The following is an 18,308-nucleotide window of genomic DNA, read 5'->3' as shown; positions in this document are numbered from 1 at the left end:
TTGAAAAGGGTTCACCATGACTCTCCCCCTCGTCATCGGGCTCGTTGCAGCAACGGTGGTGCTTTCGCCGCTGCTGGTGCGAGTCATGGACAGGAAAGCCGGGTACCCGCTCGCAGTGCTGCTGTTCGCTGCCGCTGGTGTGCTGGGCGCCAACTTCACCGACGTTTCCCAAGGCAACGACCTGTTGTGGTCGTTTGTGTGGGCGCGCGATGTGATGGGTACCGGCTCCGCGATCGAGTTCGCACTGCGCGCCGACGGTTTAGGCATCTTCTTCGCACTGCTTGCGCTGGTCATCGGCGGTGTGGTGTTCGTCTACTCCGCCGCCTACCTGCCCGAAAGGCAAGGCAACACGAGTTTCTACACCATCATGACGGCCTTCACGCTGTCCGTGCTGTTGCTTGTGCTTGCCGACGACGCCGTGCTGCTCTTCATCGCCTGGGAGTTAGTCTCCATCGCGTCGTTCATGCTGATCGCCCGATCCGGCTCGTCTGGCGAGGCCGGCTCGTACCGCACCCTGATCCTGACGTTCTTCGGTGGTCTGACCCTGCTGGCGGGCCTTGCGGTCGCCTCCATCCAGGCAGGCACGACGCGCCTGGCGGGCATTTTGGCCGCGGACGTGTGGGGCGACAACAGCATCACCGTTGTCATGGCGCTGCTCATCGCGTTCTCCGCATTCACCAAGGCTGCGCAGTTCCCGTTCCACTTCTGGCTGCCGGAAGCCATGGCGGCCGCCACCCCGGTGTCCGCGTTCCTGCACGCTGCCGCCGTGGTCAAGGCCGGCGTGTACTTGCTGCTGCGTTTCTCCACTGTGTTCTCGGACGTCGCCGCATGGAACTACCTGCTGGTCATCATCGGCCTGTTCACGGCGATCATGTCGGCGTGCTTCGCCATCACCAAGACGGACCTGAAGCACCTCACCGCCTACTCCACGGTGTCGCACCTGGGCTGGATCGTCGCCGCCATCGGCGTCGGCTCCCCCATCGGCCTGGCCGCCGCGCTGACCCACACGCTGGCGCACGCACTGTTTAAGTCCTCACTGTTCATGCTCATCGGCGTGGTCGACCACGAGACCGGCACCCGCGACATGCGCCGCCTGGGCAAGCTTTACGACAAGATGCCGTTCACGTTCGCCTCCACCGTGGTGGCGGCCGCCTCCATGGCTGCGGTACCGCCGCTGTTCGGCTTCGTGTCCAAGGAATCCATCCTGGACGCCTTCCACGAGGCGCCCTACGGCATGGCCCTTTTGATCATCGCCGGCTTCGCCGCGTTCCTGACGTTCCTGTACTCGCTGAAGATTGTCTTCGGCGCGTTCGTGGACGGCCCGAAGGACATGTCGCACGTCCACGAAGCCCCTGTCGCCCTCTGGCTGCCGGCCGCACTGCCGGGCTGGATGTCCGTCGTCCTGCCGTTCATGCTGTTCTGGGTGGACAACCCCGTCTCCGCAGGTGTGCGCGCAATTACTGGCGACGACACCTTCACCACCCACCTGGCCATCTGGCACGGCCTGACCCCGCCGTTCATCGTCTCCCTGATCGTCCTCATCGCCGGCGTGATCTTCGCAATTGCTTTCCGCAAACCCGTCTTCGCGGCACTGCGCAACAAGCAACTCCTGCCCGCCGACGGCCCCGACGTTCTCTTCCGGATCACCCGCGGCCTGTCCGACTTCGGCGAGCAACTGGGCAAGCTGGCCGACGGCTTCAACCCGTCACGCCACCTCTTCCCGCTACTGGCATCCGTCACCGCCATGGGCCTGTGCGTCATCGCACTCACCGACGGCATCGACGGAGTCACCCCAGCTGACCGCGCCGAAGGCCTCGACGTGTGGTGGGACCTCATCCCATTCGCCATCATCGCCATGTCGGTCCTGGGCATGGTGTTCACTCGCTCCCGCTTGGCCTCCGCCGTGCTGCTGGGCACCGTCGGTGTGGGCATGACTCTGCAGATGTTCATGCTCGGCGCCCCCGACGTGGCCCTGACCCAGTTCCTCGTCGAGGCACTCACCGTCGTGGTCATCCTGGTTGTGCTGCGCTACCAGCCGCGTGTCTTCCCGGAGACAAAGCCTCGTCGAAAAGCACTTGCTGCTGTCTTCGCACTGCTCGCCGGCGTCGTTGCCTTCTTCGGCGTCTACGGGCTGACCGGCCGCCGCGGCCGCTCCGAACTCGCCGAGTGGTACCTCACCGAAGGCGGCGATCTCACCGGCGCCGACAACATCGTCGCCGTGATCATCGTGGAGTTCCGTGGCTTCGATACCCTCGGCGAACTCTCCGTGCTCGGCATGGCCGCCGTGGTCATCGCCGCCGTGGTCGCCTCCATGCCACGCCACGTGTTCGAAGCCGGCACACGCCCGCGCCCGTTCGGCCAATCGCAGTTGAACTCCATCCCGCTGCGCAAGGCCGCCGCGCTTGTCGCCCCAGTGCTCGTCGTGCTGTCGGTGCTGATCTTCTTCCGCGGCCACACCGCACCAGGTGGCGGCTTCGTCGCAGCTCTGGTCATGGCAACCGCATTCGCCATCAACTACCTCTCCCGCGGCTCGGATGCCGACGTAGTGAAGAACTTCACCCCAATCCGCCTGACCGGCTGGGGCATCATCATCGCGATCTCCTCCGGCTTCCTCGGGTTCATCGAAGGCGGCTTCATGTACGCCATCCACGGCGAGATCGCCGGCGAACACATGACCACCTCCCTGATCTTCGACTTCGGCATCTACCTCGCCGTGCTCGGCATGGTCACCGCCGCCATCAACGCACTCGGCGGCTACCTGCGCCCCGGCGCCGACCTGTCCGACCTGGACTACTCGCGCGACGAAGCCGAAAACCCGCTGCCGAGCATCCCCGAGCCGCTGCCGCCGGAAAACCCGGTGGACGCCCACCCCGAACCGATCAACCCGGCGCACGACCCGCAACCGGTTATCACGAAGGAGCCCTAACCCATGGTCATGGCACTTACCATCGCGGTCCTCGTCGCGGGATCGGTCTACCTGGTGCTGCAGCGCGGTATGGTGCGCATCGTCTTCGGCATGTCCTTGTTCGGCCACGCCACGAACCTCACCCTGCTCGCCGCCGGTGTCGGCGCGTGGCGCGGCGAGGCCTTCCCGTCGCGCGTGCCGTTCGAGGACATGGGCGACCCCCTGCCGCAGGCATTCGTGCTGACCGCCATCGTCATCGCAATGGCAACCACCACGATCCTGCTTATGCTCGCATCGCTCGGGCGTAACGACGACACCGCCGAGCAACCCACCGGCACCGACGCCGGCTACTCCAAGATGTGGCTCAGCCCCTCCGCACTGTCCACCGCCGGCCGCAACGCGCGCCTCAACACCAAGAAGCTGGAAGAGATCCGCGCACGCGAGATCAGCCACGTCACCAACGATGATCTGAAGGTGAAAGACTAATGGCCGTCGACGCAATCCTGCCTATCTTCGTTGCGCTACCGCTGATCGTCTCCGCGGTCACGGCGCTGAGCCCCTGGAGGAAGCTCAACAACACGCTCGCCATCGCCATCCCGGCGATCAACCTGGCAATGGGTGTGTGGCTCTACCTCTACACCGCTGAGCACGGCACGATCGCCCACGTCATCGGCCTGTACCAAGGCGGCGTTGGCATCTCGTTCGCCGCGGATACGTTCTCCGCGGTGATGATCGTGACCACCATGATCGTGGCGCTGACCTCCAACTGGTTCGCCATCGCCGTCGGCGAAACCCAAGCACGCTTCTACACACCCCTGTCGCTCGTGCTGATCACCGGCGTGTGCGGCGCGCTGCTCACCGCGGACCTGTTCAACTTCTTCGTCATGATCGAGGTCTGCCTCCTGCCCTCCTACGGCCTGATCGCCATGTCGGGCACCCGCCACCGCCTCCTGTCGGCGCGTATGTTCGTGCTGGTCAACCTGGCGGCGTCGACAATGCTTGTGCTCGGCGTGGGCTACCTCTACGCGGTGACCGGCGTGGTCAACCTCGCCTCCCTGCAGGGTGTGGCTGCGGGCAACGGCCCGGCAACGGTGGCCACCGGCATCGTCGTCATCGCGATTGCTGCCAAGGCGGGCGTGTTCCCCGTCTACACCTGGCTGCCGCGCACCTACCCATCGACGTCGGCCGCCGTGATGGGCCTGTTCTCCGGCCTGCACACCAAAGTCGCGGTCTACATGCTGTTCCGCATCTGGGTGATCATGTTCGACATGGACCCGCGCTGGAACACCCTGCTGATCGTGGTCATGGTCATCTCCATGATCATCGGCGGCTACGCAGGCCTGGCGGAATCCACCATGCGCCGCGTGCTCGCCTACCAGATGGTCAACGGCATGCCGTTCATCCTCATCATGCTGGCATTCACTAACGACGACGCCCGCTACGCCCTGGCCGCCGGCCTGCTCTACACCCTGCACCACATGATCACCATCGCCGCACTGGTGCTCAACTCCGGCGCGATCGAAGAAACCTACGGCACCGGCACCATGGCCAAACTTTCCGGCATCGCCCGGCGCGACCCATGGACGTCTGCGGTCTTCGTCGCCGGCGCATTCTCCATCGTTGGTTTCCCGCCATTTTCCGGCATCTTCGGCAAAGTCACCATCGTGCTCGCCGCCGCAACACCTGGCGACTGGCGCTCCTGGGTGGCCATCACCGCCATCATCGTCGCCTCCTTCGGCGCACTGCTGTCCATGATGCGCCTGTGGCAGCGCGTGTTCTGGGGCCGACCCATGCAGCACTACCCCGAAGCGCTCAACGTGCGCGTGAGCTTCATGCTGCCGTCCGCGGTGCTCATGATCCTCTCGCTCGGCATGTTCATCTTCGCCGGCCAAATGTGGGACATCACCACCACCGCAGTCGACGACCTACTCAACGTCGACGCCTACACCAGCGCCGTACTTGGCGACGACTCCATCGGAGGCGATAACTAATGCGAGGCATCATCCACGCCGCGGGCTACACCTGCTGGATCATCAAAGAAATCTTCGCCGCCGGCTTCGACGCCGTGTTCAAGGCATTCAACCCGGCCGCCAAAATCGAACCGATTGTCATCTATTACCCCATGCGCCTGCGCACCGACTGGGAAGTGTTCTGGTTCACCACCTCCATCACCGCCACCCCAGGCACCCTCTCCATGGGCCTGCGCCACCCCACCGAGCCCGGCGGCCCCATCACCCTGCTGGTGCAAGCCGCGTTCGGCTCCGACCCGGAAGACATCATCGCAGGGTTGGCGAATATGGAGGAGCACGTGCGGCCGTCGCTACGCAATAGCCCCATCGACCCGAAAACCGTCACCTGGGAGCCCTACGTCGACCACGGCCCCACGCCTGACGACGACACCGTCCCGCCCGCAGAAAGGATGAGCTAAATGTTTGTCACCATCATGCAGGCCTGCCTCATCATCATGGCCATCTGCCTGCTCATCTCCCTTGCAGCGGTCATCCTGACCAAAGACGAACTATCTCGCGCCGTCATGGCAGACATGATCTTCTACGGCATGATCGCCATCTTCCTCGTCTGGACCCTGTGGAACACCTCTTCCATCGCCTACGAGATCCCCATCCTCGCCGGCATCGTCTGCGGCGTAGTCCCAACGATCTCCATGGCCCGCATCATCTCGAGAGGACGCCGCTAATGACCACCTACGAAATCATCGTCGCTGCCCTGGTCATCCTGGCCACCATCTGCGTCATCGCAGCCACCATCCTGCAACTACGCGCCCCCGACGCGCTGACCCGCGTCAACCTGCTCGGCCCCCTGGTAGTCATTGCGTTTCCGATCCTGGTCATCGCGAAACTCATCTACTCCTGGTCCACCACCGGCTTCGACCTCAACGACTTCATCCGCGCCATCATCGCCATCCTCGGCGTCTGGATCGTCGGCTCCGTCGCCTCCTTCATCATGGGCCGCTCCCTCTACGGCGTGACGGTGTCCGACAAACTGTAATCTCTACAGGTTGTGAGCAGGAACGACGAAGGCTACATCACCGAACTGGCGCTACGCGCCGGCCGCGGTGACAAAGCCGCGCTCACCGAATTCATCCGCCTCACCCAAGACGACGTATGGCGCCTGCTCGCCCACCTGGCCGGCCCCCAACACGCCGACGACCTCACCCAAGAGACCTACCTGCGCGTCCTCGGCTCCCTGCCGCGCTTCCAGGCACGCTCATCCGCCCGCACGTGGCTGCTCTCGCTCGCGCGGCGCGCCTGGGTCGACTCCGTCCGCCACGACATGGCCCGCCCCCGCAAGTCCGCCGCCGAATACGAAACGGTCGCCGCCTCCGACCCCAGCCCCGACAACCCCAACACGTGGGGTGACGTCATCGACGCGCGCTCGCTTCTCGACGAACTCCCCGCCGAACGCCGCGAAGCACTCGTATTAACGCAGGTCCTGGGCTATACCTACGAGGAAGCCGCGAAGATCGCAGGGGTGCGCGTGGGCACCATCCGGTCCCGGGTTGCGCGGGCCCGTCGCGACATCATCGCTGGCACCGAGTAAATTATCTACATGCTGAAAAAAGCCTTACTTATCTCTGCCGCGTTCATCGGCACCGTGGTCGGCGCAGGCTTCGCGTCCGGCCAGGAGGCCATGCTGTACTTTTCCGCCTTCGGCACCCAGGGCCTGTGGGGAGCGATCCTCTCCTCCGCCCTCATGCTGATCGCAGGCGTAACCATCCTCCAGCTCGGCTCGTTCTTCCAAGCCAAGGAGCATATGGAAGTGCTGGGCATGATTTCGTCGAAAGTCATGGGCTGGATCTTGGACATCGCCACCATTGTGACGCTGTTCTCCATCGGCTTTGTCATGTTCGCCGGTGCTGGTGCCAACCTCAACCAACAGTTCGGCCTGCCCGTGTGGATCGGCGCGGTGCTCATGCTGCTGATGACGCTTGGCTTCGGCATGCTGGACGTGGACAAGGTCACCGGCGCTATCGGTGCGCTGACCCCGTTCCTGCTCATCTTCGTCATCGTCGGCTGTGGCTGGACCCTGGTCAACGGCCACCCCGACTGGGACGCCCTCAACATCGCCGCATCCAACGTGGAGACGTCACTGCCGAATTGGTGGGTCGCCGCCCTGAACTACACGGGCCTGAACATCATCTGCGTGACGTCCATGGCCATCGTCATCGGCGGTAACCAACTGGACACCCGCGCTGCCGGCCTCGGCGGCCTGCTGGGCGGCGTGGGCTACCTGGTCATGCTGATCCTGCTAGCGCTGTCGCTGCTGGTGAAGATCGAGACCGTCGAAGGCGACGACATGCCGCTGCTCACCCTGATCACCGAACTCAACCCGACCATGGGCACCATCATGGCCCTAGTCATCTTCGGCATGATCTTCGCCACCTCGCTGAGCATGTTCTACGCCCTGGGCAAGCGCCTCGCCCGCGGCCGCGAAGAACGATTCCGCCTCATCTTCGTCGCCGCCTGCCTGATCGGCTTCGCGCTGTCGTTTGTGGGCTTCCAGTCGCTGGTGTCCACCGTCTACCCGATCCTGGGTTACCTGGGCATCCTGCTGATCACCGTGATGACCCTGGCGTGGCTTCGCGGCATCCCGAAACTGCGCAAGGAAGGCGACCGTCGCCGCCGCGCACTCGAACTGACGCGCAAGAAGATGGACCCGAGCGAGCGCTTTACCAAGAACGAGGAACGCGAACTCGAGTACATCACGTCCAAGTCCAACGTGGATGAGGAGGAACTCGTCGAGGCACTCGAGGAGGAAGTTGCGCAAGAGCTTCTCGACGACGACGAGATCGACTACGACGAAGAAGACCGCGAAAGCCCCTCCGACCTGGTCTACATCTCCTACACGGAGCCCGTGTCGGCCGAGGAGTACAAGGCGAACCCGGACGAGCCGTGGAACGACAGCACCGTCGACGACATGATCGCCGCCGAGGAGGCAGCCGAAGCCGCCGAGCGTGAGGAAGAGGAGCGCCGCCTCTAGCGGCTAGACCAGCAGTTCGGCGATCTGGATCGTGTTCAGCGCGGCACCCTTGCGCAGGTTGTCGCCGGAGACCACGAACACAAGGCCGCGGTTGCCGTCGATGGTCTGGTCCTGGCGGATGCGGCCGACAAGGGAGTCGTCGATACCCGTTGCCTCGCGCGGGGTCGGGACCTCGACGACGCGCACGCCCGGCGCGTTTCCGAGCACCTCGGCGGCGCGCTCCGGGGTGATCTCCTTCTCAAACTCCGCGTGCACCACCATCGTGTGCCCCGTGAACACCGGGATACGTACGCAGGTGCCTGCGACCTTGAGTTCCGGGATGTCCAGGATGCGGCGGGATTCGTTGCGCAGTTTTTGTTCTTCGTCGGTTTCGAAGGTGCCGTCGTCGACAATCGAGCCCGCCAACGGCAGGGCGTTAAACGCGATCGGGGCGACGTACGGGCCGAAATCGTTGTGCTTGTCGGTGGCGCCGTCGCGCACCAGCACGTGCGGGTCGCCCAACTCGGCGACCTGGTTCGCCAGCGTATCCACGCCGGCGAGGCCAGAGCCGGAAACGGCCTGGTAGGAGGAGACGCGGAGGGTGCGCAGCCCGGCGTCGTCGTGAAGTGGCTTGAGCACCGGCATCGCGGCCATCGTGGTGCAGTTCGGGTTGGCGATGATGCCCTTGGCCAAGTTCTTCACCGTCTCCGGGTTCACTTCAGACACGACGAGCGGGACGTCGGTGTCCTTGCGCCACGCCGAGGAGTTATCCACCACGGTCGCACCAGCTGCGGCGAACACGGGCGCCCACTCGCGCGACGTGGAACCACCGGCGGAAAACAGGGCAATGTCGACGTCCGCGACGGACTCCTCGGTGACCTGTGTGAGGTCCTCGACGACGATGTCCTCGCCGCGGAACTCAATCGTCTTGCCGGCAGAGCGCGGCGACGCGAAGAAGCGCACCCTATCCGCCGGGAAGTTACGTTCGGTGAGGATGTCGCGCATCACGCGGCCAACCTGGCCAGTCGCGCCAACAACAGCAAGCGTGGTCATTTGCAAAACTCCTTAACGTCCAGTGCCTGCGTACACCACGGCCGGCTCGTCGCCGCCGAGGTCAAACTTCGAGTGGATCGCGCGCGCCGCCTCAGCTACATCGGCCTTGCGCACCACGGCGGTGATGCGAATCTCGGAGGTGGTGATCATCTCGATGTTGATGCCTGCGTCGCGCAGCGCGTCGCAGAAATCAGCGGTCACGCCCGGGTGAGACTTCATGCCAGCGCCGACGAGCGATACCTTGCCGATCTCATCGTCGTACGTAATGTCGTCCCAACCTTCGTTGACCTGCATGGCGCGCAGCAGTTCCATGGTGGTGGCGCCGCTGGCCTTCGGCAGGGTGAAGGTGATGTCCGTCTTGTTGTCCTCGATGTTGGAGATGTTCTGGATCACCATGTCGATGTTCACCTCAGCGTCCGCGAGCGCGCGGAACACCTTGGCGGCCTCGCCCACCTCGTCGGTGATGCCCAGGATGGTGATCTTGCCTTCCGAATCGTCGGTGGCCACACCGGTGAGAACTGCTTCTTCCATGGGGATATCCTCCAATGCTCCGGCGACCAGGGTGCCGGTGTCGTTGCTGTAAGACGAGCGCACCCGCAGGGGCACGTTAAAGGCACGCGCGTACTCGACGCTGCGCAGCACAAGAATTTTGGAACCGCTGGCGGCCAGCTCGAGCATTTCCTCGAAGCAGAGCTTGTCCAGTTTGCGGGCGTCGGCCACGATGCGCGGGTCTGCGGTGTACACGCCGTCGACGTCCGAGTAGATCTCGCACTCGTCGGCCTCTAGCGCGGCGGCGAGTGCGACGGCGGTGGTGTCCGAGCCGCCGCGGCCAAGTGTTGTGACGTCCTTCGTTTCACGGTTCACACCCTGGAAGCCGGCGACGATGGCGATGTTGCCCTCGTCGATAGCTTCCTTCACACGCCCGGGCGTGACCTCGATGATGCGGGCGTTGCCGTGGCGCTCCGTGGTGATCACGCCGGCCTGGGAGCCGGTAAAGGACTGCACCTTCTCCCCCAGCGCGTCGACCGCCATGGCAACCAGCGAGTTGGAGATGCGCTCGCCTGCGGTGAGCAGCATGTCCATTTCGCGTGCCGGCGGGTTCGGGTTGACCTGTTCTGCCAGGTCGAGCAGTTCGTCGGTGGTGTCACCCATTGCAGAGCAGACCACCACCACATCGTTTCCTGCCCGGCGCGTCTCCACAATGCGCCGGGCGACCGCGTTGATGCGCTCGGCGCTTTCTAACGAAGATCCTCCGTATTTCTGGACAATCAGTGCCATGTCAGCCTCCCACGGATCCTTCGTGCATTCCAACGGTCAAGAATAGCGTCCCAAAAGCGTTGGTTGGCGTCTCTCGCTAATATCATTCACCGTGCATAGTATTTTTCTCGCCGTTGTCTTCGCGCTGCTTTCCGCGGCGACGATGGCGGCGGGCACTGTGTGGCGCCACCGGATCATGCGCGACGGAAGTTCCGTAGTGAAATCCATGCGTCGGCCGGCGTGGTGGGCGTCGATGGGGCTGGCGTTTCTCGCCTACGGTTTCCAGGCCGCGGCGTTAGCGTTTGGCACCCTGCTGGTGGTGCAGCCGATCCTGGCGCTCTCCCTCATGCTCACGCTGGTGTTTTCGGCGCGCGCGGAGCATCGCCGGATGCACCAGGCGGAGGCGTTTTGGGCGATCGTCCTCACCGCGAGTGTGGCGAGTGTGATCGTGTTCGGCCGCCCCATCCCCGGCGAGCGCGAGCCCGCGACCTGGGAGTGGGCCACCGTGGTGGGGGTCGGTGCGGTGGTCTCCATACTCGCATTGGCCATTGCTTCTCGACGACGCCCCAACACCCGCGCACTCATCGACGGCATCATCTGCGGCGCCATGTTCGGCTTCCAGGCCGTGTTCTCCAAGGTGGCGGTGGACGCGTTCGTCCACGGCGGCATCTCTGGACTGCTCGCTTCCTGGCAACTGTGGGCCATGTTGGTCGCGGCGACCGCCGGCACCATCGTGCAGCAATACGCCTTCGCCGCCGGCAACCTGGCCACCTCCCTGCCAGCCTCCAAGATCGTCGAACCCCTGCTGGCGTTCTCGCTCAGTCTGACGTTGCTGGGTGAAAGCTTCAGGCACCAGTCGGTGCTTGGATACGTGTTGGTGGGGTCGTCGATAAGCGTGATGCTCATCTCCGCGGCGTTCCTCACACGCGTCTCCGTAAAGTGATGTAGGGTGTGACGCATGTCGCAACGGACGCTTCTCCTTCTACGCCGCGGCGGGAATCAGGCCCACTAACACGGCCGGCACCCCGTCGCGGAGTTTCTCATTGCCGGCCGTGGACACCCCCACCCCCGACAATGAAGGAACCAAACAATGTCCGACTTCTTTGCACCCCGCGAAATCCAAACCCCCTCCGGCCCACGCAACGAAGGCCAACCCGCCTGGAACAAACAGCGCGGCTCCCAAATGCCAGTCGAGCGCTACCTGACCTTCGCCCAAGAAGTAGAAGACATCACCCTGCCGGACCGCACCTGGCCCGACAAGAAAATCACCCACGCGCCACAGTGGTGCGCCGTTGACCTGCGCGACGGCAACCAAGCCCTGATCGACCCAATGAGCCCCGAACGCAAGCGCCGCATGTTCAACCTGCTGGTGGAAATGGGCTTCAAGGAGATCGAGGTCGGCTTCCCCTCCGCATCCCAGACGGACTTTGATTTCGTGCGCGAGATCATCGAAAAGGACATGATTCCCGACGACGTCACCATCCAGGTCCTCGTCCAAGCCCGCGAGCACCTGATCCGCCGCACGTTCGAAGCCTGCGCGGGTGCCAAGAACGTCATCGTGCACTTCTACAACTCCACCTCCAAACTGCAACGCCGCGTGGTGTTCCGCAAGGACCGCGACCAGATCAAGGCCCTGGCCACCGACGCCGCCGAACTGATCAAAACCATCTCCGCCGACTACCCCGACACCAACTGGCGCTGGGAATACTCCCCCGAATCCTTCACAGGCACCGAGTTGGAGTTTGCGAAGGAGGTCTGTGACGCGGTCGTCGCAAAGATGGGCGCAACGCCAGACAACCCGATGATCATCAACCTGCCCGCCACCGTGGAAATGATCACCCCCAACGTCTACGCCGACTCCATCGAATGGATGCACCGCAACCTGGCCAACCGCGAGGCCGTGATCTTGTCACTGCACCCCCACAACGACCGCGGCACCGGCGTCGCCGCAGCCGAACTCGGCTACCTCGCCGGCGGCGACCGCATCGAAGGCTGCCTGTTCGGCAACGGCGAGCGCACCGGCAACGTCGACCTGATCACCCTCGGCCTGAACATGCTCACCCAAGGCGTCGACCCCCAAATCGACTTCTCCGACATCACCCGCATCCGCGACGTCGTCGAATACTGCAACCAACTGCGCGTACCCGAACGCCACCCGTACGGCGGCGACCTCGTCTTCACCGCATTCTCCGGCTCCCACCAAGACGCCATTAACAAGGGCCTCGACGCGCTCGCCCAAACCGTGCGCCCCGACGCCACCAGCGAAGACGTCACCTGGGACGAACTGCGCGACACCACCTGGGAAGTGCCCTACCTGCCAATCGACCCGAAGGACGTCGGCCGCACCTACGAAGCCGTCATCCGCGTCAACTCCCAATCCGGCAAGGGTGGCGTTGCCTACATCATGAAGACCGACCACGGCATCAACATGCCCAAGGCCATGCAGCCCGAATTCTCCGCCGTGGTGCAAAACATCACCGACTCCGAAGGCGGCGAAGTCAACTCCAAGAACATGTGGGACATCTTCGCCCAGACGTACCTCGACCTGGACACCCCGCTGGACCTGGCGTCCTACCGCATCGACGCCGCCGAGGAAGAGGGCGAAGACACGCGCGTGTCGGCGGTGGTGTCGTACGAGGGGGCTCGTCGAGAAGTGCAAGGCTCCGGCAACGGCCCCATCGCGGCGTTCGCCAACGCACTCGAGCAGATCGGCATTGACTTCGAAGTGCAGGACTACTCGCAGCGCGCCCGCACCGCAGGCGACGACGCCGACGCAGCCTGCTACATCTACGCCGACGTCGACGGCACCTCCGCCTGGGGCGTCGGCATTGCCGGCTCCACCACACGTGCCTCGCTTGAAGCAATCGTGTCGGCGGTGAACCGCTCCAACGCCGCGAACTAGGCCGCCCTGCCCAAGAGGTCTATACTTGGGCACACCTTTGCAGGCGGTGAGGAGAACGGATGCGAACGTACGCGGTACCCGGTGGCGGATTTGACGTCCCCATTGAGCACCCGCTTATCGACGACCCCACCGCCACCCCCTTCACCGCCACCCTCAACCCCCTCGACCGAGGCGGGTTCGAGGTACTGCGCGGTGACGCAGTGGTTGGCACACTCAGCGCCGGACGCCGCGCCGACCTCGACCACATCGCCCGCCACGGCTTCGCACCCCAAGTGCGCGCGCGTATCGACGGCAACGACATCGTCCTCGACCTCGCCGTCCCCAGCCTGTCCATCCCCACCAACGAACCACCCCGCGCCCCCTGGATCCTCCTCCCCAGCGGCCAGGCCTACGCAGTGGGCCCATACGAAACCGACCAACACCCCGCCCAAGTCCTCGCCGTCATTGCTCCAGACGGGGACGTGTCGGTCGATGGGCGGGTCGTCGCAAAGCTAGAGGCCCCGGAGCTTGAGGACACGATCGCCGACCTCACCGCACGCGACCTCACCGTCGTCGCCCGCGGCACCGCCGACGGCCACACGCTGACCATCGACGCCGCACCCCACACCGGCGACCTCAACATCTCACCCCTGCCATTCTTGCCCGCCCTGCCGCGCGAAGACGACACCGGATTCTTCGCCACCGTCGACGCCGAAGCCGCAGCCCTCGCCGCCGACACCGAAGAACACGCCGAACTCGACACCGCAGGCAACAGTGGCATCGCCGGCCGCCTTGTCGCCGCCGGAGCCGCCGTCATCGCCGTCGCCGTCACCGTTGTCGGCACCACCATGATCAGCGCATCCTGGCGCGAAGACCAAAGCTCCGTCTCCCCCTTCCCCGAAACCGTCACCAACACGACCACGTCGGAATCGTCGGAATCGTCTGAGTCGGAGACGCCCGAGACGTCCGAACCGTCGGAGGCGTCGGAATCGCCCGAGCCTTCCGAAGCACCCGCGCCAAGCGCCCCCGCCGTGCGCGTGCCTACCCCGCAGCAGCAACTGCCCGTACCGGCACCTGCGCCCGCTCCCGCACCTGCGCCCGCTCCCGCACCTGTCCCGGCGCCTGCGCCCGCACCCGCGCCGGCACAAGAGCAAGCACCGGCTCCTGCCCCCTCACCCGCACCCGCACCTGCCCCGGCGCCCGACCCACGCCCATACGAATACTCCATCGGCGGCTTCAAAGTTCGCTCCAACGCCCCGCTCGACCGCCCGCTGTATGAGGTCACCGAGCCGTAGTACCCTCTGAACAATGAGTGACTACCCCTTCGTCGCAGTATTCGTGCAGGCAACCGGCATCCACCCGGCCACCGCACGCCTGCTCACCATCGACGCAGTCACCTTCGACGCCTCCGGCCGCATCGGCGAAGACTTCCACGCCGTGATCAACCCCGGCACCGACCCCGGCCCCGCCCACACCCACGGCCTCACCCCACACGACTTCGCCCAAGCGCCACGCTTCTCCCGCCACCTGCGCACACTGGACAAACTTCTCGACGGCCGCACCCTCATCGTCCACGACGCCCCCACCACCTGGGGCTTCATCGTCTCCGAAGCGAAACGCGCCATGAACGCCGCCGCCCGCGCCAACCGCTCACGCCGCGGCCGAGGCAACAAACGACGCCAACGCGTCGGACACGTGCCGCGGCCGGAGATGATTGTGGACGTGCTGGCGTCGTCGCAACGCAATGGCCACATCCCCGTGGACACCCGCATCAACGCAGTCGCCAACATGATTGGCGTCGCATCCCCACCCGCAACCGCCTCGCTCGAACGCGCCCAAATCCCCGAAGCCGAATTCTCCCGCGAACAAACCCTCAAACTCATCGCCATGTACCTCCACATGGCCGACAACCCCGCCACCTACAACCCCGCCGACCTCACAGGCGACAAATTCGGCCTCCAACGCAGCGCCATCCGCGTCGACGCCGAAAAAGCCCCCGCACTCACCGCCAACCCCGGCCCCCTCAGCAACGACGGGCTCAAACCCGGCATGGAATTCGTCATCTCCGACGACATCACCCGCAACCCCGACGACCTCATCGACGCCGCCATGCGCGCCGGCCTGACCTACCGCGAAAAACTCACCCGCGAAACCTCCGTCGCCGTCTCCGACGCCAAACTCCACGGCGCCGAACTGCGCGGCAAAGCCATGCACGCCGACCGCAAAAACATCCCCGTCGTCTCCGGCGACGAATTCGCCCGCCTACTAGGAGACATGACCCCCGCAGAGTAGCCTTGTGCGCATGCAAGGACCCATCTCCCGAGCCCGGGCACGCCTAGCGACGACCGCAGCCAACCTCGCCACCGCAGCCTCCCGCGCCACCGGACGCGGCGCCGGCGGCATGATCGGCGGCCTCGTCGCAGGCGCGATCGACCCAAACATCATGGCCACCCTCGGCGGCGGCCGCCCCACCGTGCTGGTCACCGGCACCAACGGCAAATCCACCACCACCCGCATGCTCGCCGGCGCCGTCCGCACGAAACACACCGTGGCCACCAACGACGGCGGCGACAACATGGACGCCGGCATCATCTCCGCCCTCCTCGCCGGCAAGGACGCGGAGGCCATCGTGCTCGAGTGCGACGAACTGCACGTCCCTAAGGTTGCCGAGCGTCTGCAGCCGAAAGCGTTCGTCCTTCTGAACCTCACGCGCGACCAATTGGACCGCGTCGGCGAGATCAACTCCATCGAACGCGCGCTCCGTGCGGCGGTGATGGCGCATCCGGATGCGGTGGTCGTCGCTAATTGCGATGATGTGCTCATCTCCTCGATCGCCTACGACCACCCCAACGTCATCTGGGTCGCCGCGGGCGCCGGCTGGCTCGGCGACTCCGTGACCAACCCACGCTCCGGCGGGCACGTCGTGCGTTCCTCCGTCACGCACGACGAAGAAACTGACTGGTACGCCGTCGAACCCCTCCCCGACGGCCGCGAATTCCGCCGCCCCACCCCGCAATACACCGTCACCGACAACGCCCTGCAAACCCCGCAAGGCGCAGCGGTGCTCGACCTGAAACTGCCGGGACGTGCGAACCGGGGCAACGCTGCCCAAGCCATCGCGTGCGCCGTCGAAGCCTTCGGGGTGCCGCTCGACGACGCCGTGCGCGCCGCCAGCGAAGTGGACAACGTCGCCGGCCGCTACACCACCGTCCACCTCGGCGAACACGACATCCACCTGCTTTTGGCCAAGAACCCGGCCGGGTGGCAGGAGGCGCTGTCGATGGTGGACCGTGACGCCGACGGTGTCGTCATCGCTGTCAATGCCAAGCAAGGCGACGGCGAGGACGTCTCGTGGCTGTGGGACGTGAAGTTCGAGGACTTCGGCGACACCCACGTCGTCGCCGCCGGCGAGCGCGCCACTGACCTTGCGGTGCGCCTGACGTACGGCGGCATTGACCACGAGCGCATCCCCGACCCTGTGGAGGCGATTCGCGCCTGCCCTCCGGGTCGCGTGGAGGTGTTGGCCAACTACACGGCGTTGCTGAATCTGCGCCGCGCGCTGTCGAAGCAGGAGGATTACCGTGCCTAAACTCACCATTGGTCTTGTGTTGCCCGACGTGTTGGGCACGTACGGCGATGACGGCAATGCGTTGGTGTTGCGTGAGCGTGCGCGTTTGCGTGGTTTCGATGCGCACATCGAGCGCTTTTTACTTAACGACGACATCCCCGCCACCTGCGACATCTACACCCTTGGCGGTGGCGAGGACGCCGCCCAGTTAATCGCCGCTGCCCGCTTGAGCGCCTCGCCGGGGCTGCAGGCGGCTGCCGCGGATGGGCGTCCGGTCTTCGCGGTGTGCGCCGGTTTGCAGGTGTTGGGTCACACGTTCCGTGCGCATGGCGAGGAGGTTGAGGGCGTGGGGCTTCTGGACATCACCACGTCGCCGTTGGATACCCGCGCGACGGGCGAACTCCTGTCCGAGCCGACGCAGGCCGGCATCACCGCCGACCTGACCGAGACGCTGACTGGCTTTGAGAATCACATGGGCGCCACCGTGCTCGGCCCCGAGGCGCAGGCGCTGGGCGTGGTGACGCGCGGCGTCGGCAACGGTGCCGGTGCTGGTGCTGCCGCAACCGCCGACGCATCTGCTGCAGCGGGCGCTGCCACCACCCGCGCGGGCGCGAAGGTGGATGGCGTGGTGCAGGGCAGCGTGATCGCTACTTACATGCACGGCCCGGCGCTCGCGCGAAACCCGCAGTTGGCGGATTTGCTCATTGCACGCGCGCTGGACGTGCCGCTTGCGGAGTTGGCTCCGCTTGATCTCGAGGATGTTGCCCAACTACGTCGGGAACGCCTCGCCAAATAGTTGGTCCATTGCCCCGCGGGTGGTGTTTTTCACCGGGAAGCCGCGGGGTGAGATCCATACTGGGGCGCCCCGCACCATCACGATCCGGCCGCGTTTCTTACGCCACGGGTCATCATCATTCACCCGATTGTGATAGCGACACAACGGCGCCAGATTCCCAATATTGGTCTCCCCACCGTGGCGCCACGCCTCCACGTGGTGCAACTCGCATACGTCTGCTCCGTGACGACAGCCAGGAAACGCACACACCGGCGAGACCAACTTGGCCAAATCGCGCTGCTTCTGATTCGCCAAACGTTGCGTGCGGTACAAGTTCACCGCACCGGCCTGCGGATGAAACGCCGCCACCTCAAGCGCATCACCGAACTGGGCGGCCAAAAACTCCGCACCCGTCATGGTGGTGCCATCAGTCATCGCCAACAGAACATCATCACCAGTGCCATCCAAGATGCGCAGATAATCCGGCAACGGCACCAACACCGTCGGACGCGGCGCAGCCGTGGCAACCTTGCCGTCGCCGAAGAAGATCCCGATGAGGTTTTCGGCAATCTGGGGTGCAGCCGGACGATCCTGATCAATCCCTAACCGCCCGGCGTGCTCCATGTCGGAGATCTCGCGCTCGTCGTAGGTCAGATGCAGGGTGCGTTTGCCGTTTCGCGACGGGCCAAATTTCGCCGCATCCACCGCCGGCTTCTCGTTTGCCGGCACCAAGGAGCGGGCTGCCGCCTCAATCGCCCGGTAGCCACCCTCGACCTCAAGCAAAGCCAGGCGCAGCGCCCACCGCTGGGACGTATCCTTGACCGAGGCAATGCGACGCTCGATCAGTGCGAGCTCGTCCAACGAGAACGCCCGAGCCCGCGTAGCGGCCACC

The 18,308-nt window shown here is 64.9% G+C and carries 17 protein-coding genes; 14 read left to right on the top strand and 3 right to left on the bottom strand.

Annotated features, from left to right (window positions below):
- The first annotated feature begins 16 nt into the window (after nt 1–16).
- From HMPREF2617_RS04675 to HMPREF2617_RS04640, 8 genes are read left to right on the top strand one after another with little or no spacing between them, the layout of a single operon-like run.
- Nucleotides 17–2,926, top strand: coding sequence for a DUF4040 family protein (locus HMPREF2617_RS04675; protein WP_070840194.1), 2,910 nt, complete (start codon nt 17–19; stop codon nt 2,924–2,926).
- 3 nt (nt 2,927–2,929) lie between these two features.
- The gene (locus HMPREF2617_RS04670; RefSeq protein WP_070840189.1) at nt 2,930–3,391 is read left to right on the top strand and encodes a sodium:proton antiporter; all 462 of its coding nucleotides are present in this window, start codon (nt 2,930–2,932) and stop codon (nt 3,389–3,391) included.
- Complete coding sequence (locus HMPREF2617_RS04665; RefSeq protein ID WP_070840187.1) at nt 3,391–4,896, top strand: monovalent cation/H+ antiporter subunit D family protein; 1,506 nt, start codon at nt 3,391–3,393, stop codon at nt 4,894–4,896. Before HMPREF2617_RS04670 ends, HMPREF2617_RS04665 begins: the two co-directional genes overlap by 1 nt.
- Nucleotides 4,896–5,333: a monovalent cation/H+ antiporter subunit E gene (locus HMPREF2617_RS04660; protein WP_070840185.1), complete on the top strand. Its 438-nt coding sequence runs from the start codon at nt 4,896–4,898 to the stop codon at nt 5,331–5,333. The genes HMPREF2617_RS04665 and HMPREF2617_RS04660 overlap by 1 nt, the downstream gene beginning before the upstream one ends.
- Nucleotides 5,334–5,600: a cation:proton antiporter gene (locus HMPREF2617_RS04655; protein WP_070451640.1), complete on the top strand. Its 267-nt coding sequence runs from the start codon at nt 5,334–5,336 to the stop codon at nt 5,598–5,600.
- On the top strand, nt 5,600–5,911 hold the full coding sequence (locus HMPREF2617_RS04650) for a Na+/H+ antiporter subunit G (RefSeq protein WP_070840184.1): 312 nt from the start codon (nt 5,600–5,602) through the stop codon (nt 5,909–5,911). Before HMPREF2617_RS04655 ends, HMPREF2617_RS04650 begins: the two co-directional genes overlap by 1 nt.
- Nucleotides 5,912–5,923: 12 nt before the next feature.
- The gene (locus HMPREF2617_RS04645; RefSeq protein ID WP_070421570.1) at nt 5,924–6,463 is read left to right on the top strand and encodes an RNA polymerase sigma factor; all 540 of its coding nucleotides are present in this window, start codon (nt 5,924–5,926) and stop codon (nt 6,461–6,463) included.
- Between the two features lie 9 nt (nt 6,464–6,472).
- Nucleotides 6,473–7,903 carry a YkvI family membrane protein gene (locus HMPREF2617_RS04640; RefSeq protein ID WP_070451634.1) on the top strand — a complete coding sequence of 477 codons (1,431 nt, stop codon included), beginning with the start codon at nt 6,473–6,475 and terminating at the stop codon, nt 7,901–7,903.
- 3 nt (nt 7,904–7,906) lie between these two features.
- Here HMPREF2617_RS04640 and HMPREF2617_RS04635 read toward each other — a convergent pair whose 3' ends face one another.
- Nucleotides 7,907–8,935 carry an aspartate-semialdehyde dehydrogenase gene (locus tag HMPREF2617_RS04635; protein ID WP_070840182.1) on the bottom strand — a complete coding sequence of 343 codons (1,029 nt, stop codon included), beginning with the start codon at nt 8,933–8,935 and terminating at the stop codon, nt 7,907–7,909.
- Nucleotides 8,936–8,947: 12 nt separating this feature from the next.
- On the bottom strand, nt 8,948–10,213 hold the full coding sequence (locus HMPREF2617_RS04630; RefSeq protein ID WP_070840180.1) for an aspartate kinase: 1,266 nt from the start codon (nt 10,211–10,213) through the stop codon (nt 8,948–8,950).
- Between the two features lie 91 nt (nt 10,214–10,304).
- Between HMPREF2617_RS04630 and HMPREF2617_RS04625 the strand changes: the two genes are divergently transcribed.
- The 6 genes from HMPREF2617_RS04625 (at nt 10,305) to HMPREF2617_RS04600 (ending at nt 17,437) form a co-directional block, all read left to right on the top strand.
- Nucleotides 10,305–11,135: a DMT family transporter gene (locus tag HMPREF2617_RS04625; protein WP_070840178.1), complete on the top strand. Its 831-nt coding sequence runs from the start codon at nt 10,305–10,307 to the stop codon at nt 11,133–11,135.
- A gap of 147 nt (nt 11,136–11,282) precedes the next feature.
- Complete coding sequence (gene leuA / locus HMPREF2617_RS04620) at nt 11,283–13,094, top strand: 2-isopropylmalate synthase (RefSeq protein ID WP_070840176.1); 1,812 nt, start codon at nt 11,283–11,285, stop codon at nt 13,092–13,094.
- A gap of 59 nt (nt 13,095–13,153) precedes the next feature.
- Nucleotides 13,154–14,368 (top strand): hypothetical protein, encoded by a 1,215-nt coding sequence (locus tag HMPREF2617_RS11875; RefSeq protein ID WP_070840175.1) that lies wholly within the window; start codon nt 13,154–13,156, stop codon nt 14,366–14,368.
- 13 nt (nt 14,369–14,381) lie between these two features.
- Complete coding sequence (locus tag HMPREF2617_RS04610; RefSeq protein WP_070840173.1) at nt 14,382–15,365, top strand: exonuclease domain-containing protein; 984 nt, start codon at nt 14,382–14,384, stop codon at nt 15,363–15,365.
- Between the two features lie 10 nt (nt 15,366–15,375).
- Nucleotides 15,376–16,662 carry a Mur ligase family protein gene (locus HMPREF2617_RS04605; RefSeq protein WP_070840172.1) on the top strand — a complete coding sequence of 429 codons (1,287 nt, stop codon included), beginning with the start codon at nt 15,376–15,378 and terminating at the stop codon, nt 16,660–16,662.
- Complete coding sequence (locus tag HMPREF2617_RS04600) at nt 16,655–17,437, top strand: type 1 glutamine amidotransferase (protein WP_070840171.1); 783 nt, start codon at nt 16,655–16,657, stop codon at nt 17,435–17,437. Before HMPREF2617_RS04605 ends, HMPREF2617_RS04600 begins: the two co-directional genes overlap by 8 nt.
- Here HMPREF2617_RS04600 and HMPREF2617_RS04595 read toward each other — a convergent pair.
- A partial coding sequence (locus HMPREF2617_RS04595; RefSeq protein ID WP_168168332.1) for an HNH endonuclease signature motif containing protein occupies nt 17,411–18,308 on the bottom strand: 898 nt, incomplete at its 5' end. The genes HMPREF2617_RS04600 and HMPREF2617_RS04595 overlap by 27 nt on opposite strands.

The sequence above is a fragment of the Corynebacterium sp. HMSC070H05 genome (assembly GCF_001837615.1).
Lineage (GTDB): Bacteria > Actinomycetota > Actinomycetes > Mycobacteriales > Mycobacteriaceae > Corynebacterium > Corynebacterium coyleae.
This window is presented reverse-complemented; position numbering and strand designations above follow the sequence as displayed.

Bases quoted from the DNA above. Each gene is read 5' to 3' on its own strand.
- HMPREF2617_RS04675 (WP_070840194.1), top strand. From the start codon at position 17: ATGACTCTCCCCCTCGTCATCGGGCTCGTTGCAGCAACGGTGGTGCTT.
- HMPREF2617_RS04670 (WP_070840189.1), top strand. From the start codon at position 2,930: ATGGTCATGGCACTTACCATCGCGGTCCTCGTCGCGGGATCGGTCTAC.
- HMPREF2617_RS04665 (WP_070840187.1), top strand. From the start codon at position 3,391: ATGGCCGTCGACGCAATCCTGCCTATCTTCGTTGCGCTACCGCTGATC.
- HMPREF2617_RS04660 (WP_070840185.1), top strand. From the start codon at position 4,896: ATGCGAGGCATCATCCACGCCGCGGGCTACACCTGCTGGATCATCAAA.
- HMPREF2617_RS04655 (WP_070451640.1), top strand. From the start codon at position 5,334: ATGTTTGTCACCATCATGCAGGCCTGCCTCATCATCATGGCCATCTGC.
- HMPREF2617_RS04650 (WP_070840184.1), top strand. From the start codon at position 5,600: ATGACCACCTACGAAATCATCGTCGCTGCCCTGGTCATCCTGGCCACC.
- HMPREF2617_RS04640 (WP_070451634.1), top strand. From the start codon at position 6,473: ATGCTGAAAAAAGCCTTACTTATCTCTGCCGCGTTCATCGGCACCGTG.
- HMPREF2617_RS04635 (WP_070840182.1), bottom strand. From the start codon at position 8,935: ATGACCACGCTTGCTGTTGTTGGCGCGACTGGCCAGGTTGGCCGCGTG.
- HMPREF2617_RS04630 (WP_070840180.1), bottom strand. From the start codon at position 10,213: ATGGCACTGATTGTCCAGAAATACGGAGGATCTTCGTTAGAAAGCGCC.
- leuA (WP_070840176.1), top strand. From the start codon at position 11,283: ATGTCCGACTTCTTTGCACCCCGCGAAATCCAAACCCCCTCCGGCCCA.
- HMPREF2617_RS11875 (WP_070840175.1), top strand. From the start codon at position 13,154: ATGCGAACGTACGCGGTACCCGGTGGCGGATTTGACGTCCCCATTGAG.
- HMPREF2617_RS04610 (WP_070840173.1), top strand. From the start codon at position 14,382: ATGAGTGACTACCCCTTCGTCGCAGTATTCGTGCAGGCAACCGGCATC.
- HMPREF2617_RS04605 (WP_070840172.1), top strand. From the start codon at position 15,376: ATGCAAGGACCCATCTCCCGAGCCCGGGCACGCCTAGCGACGACCGCA.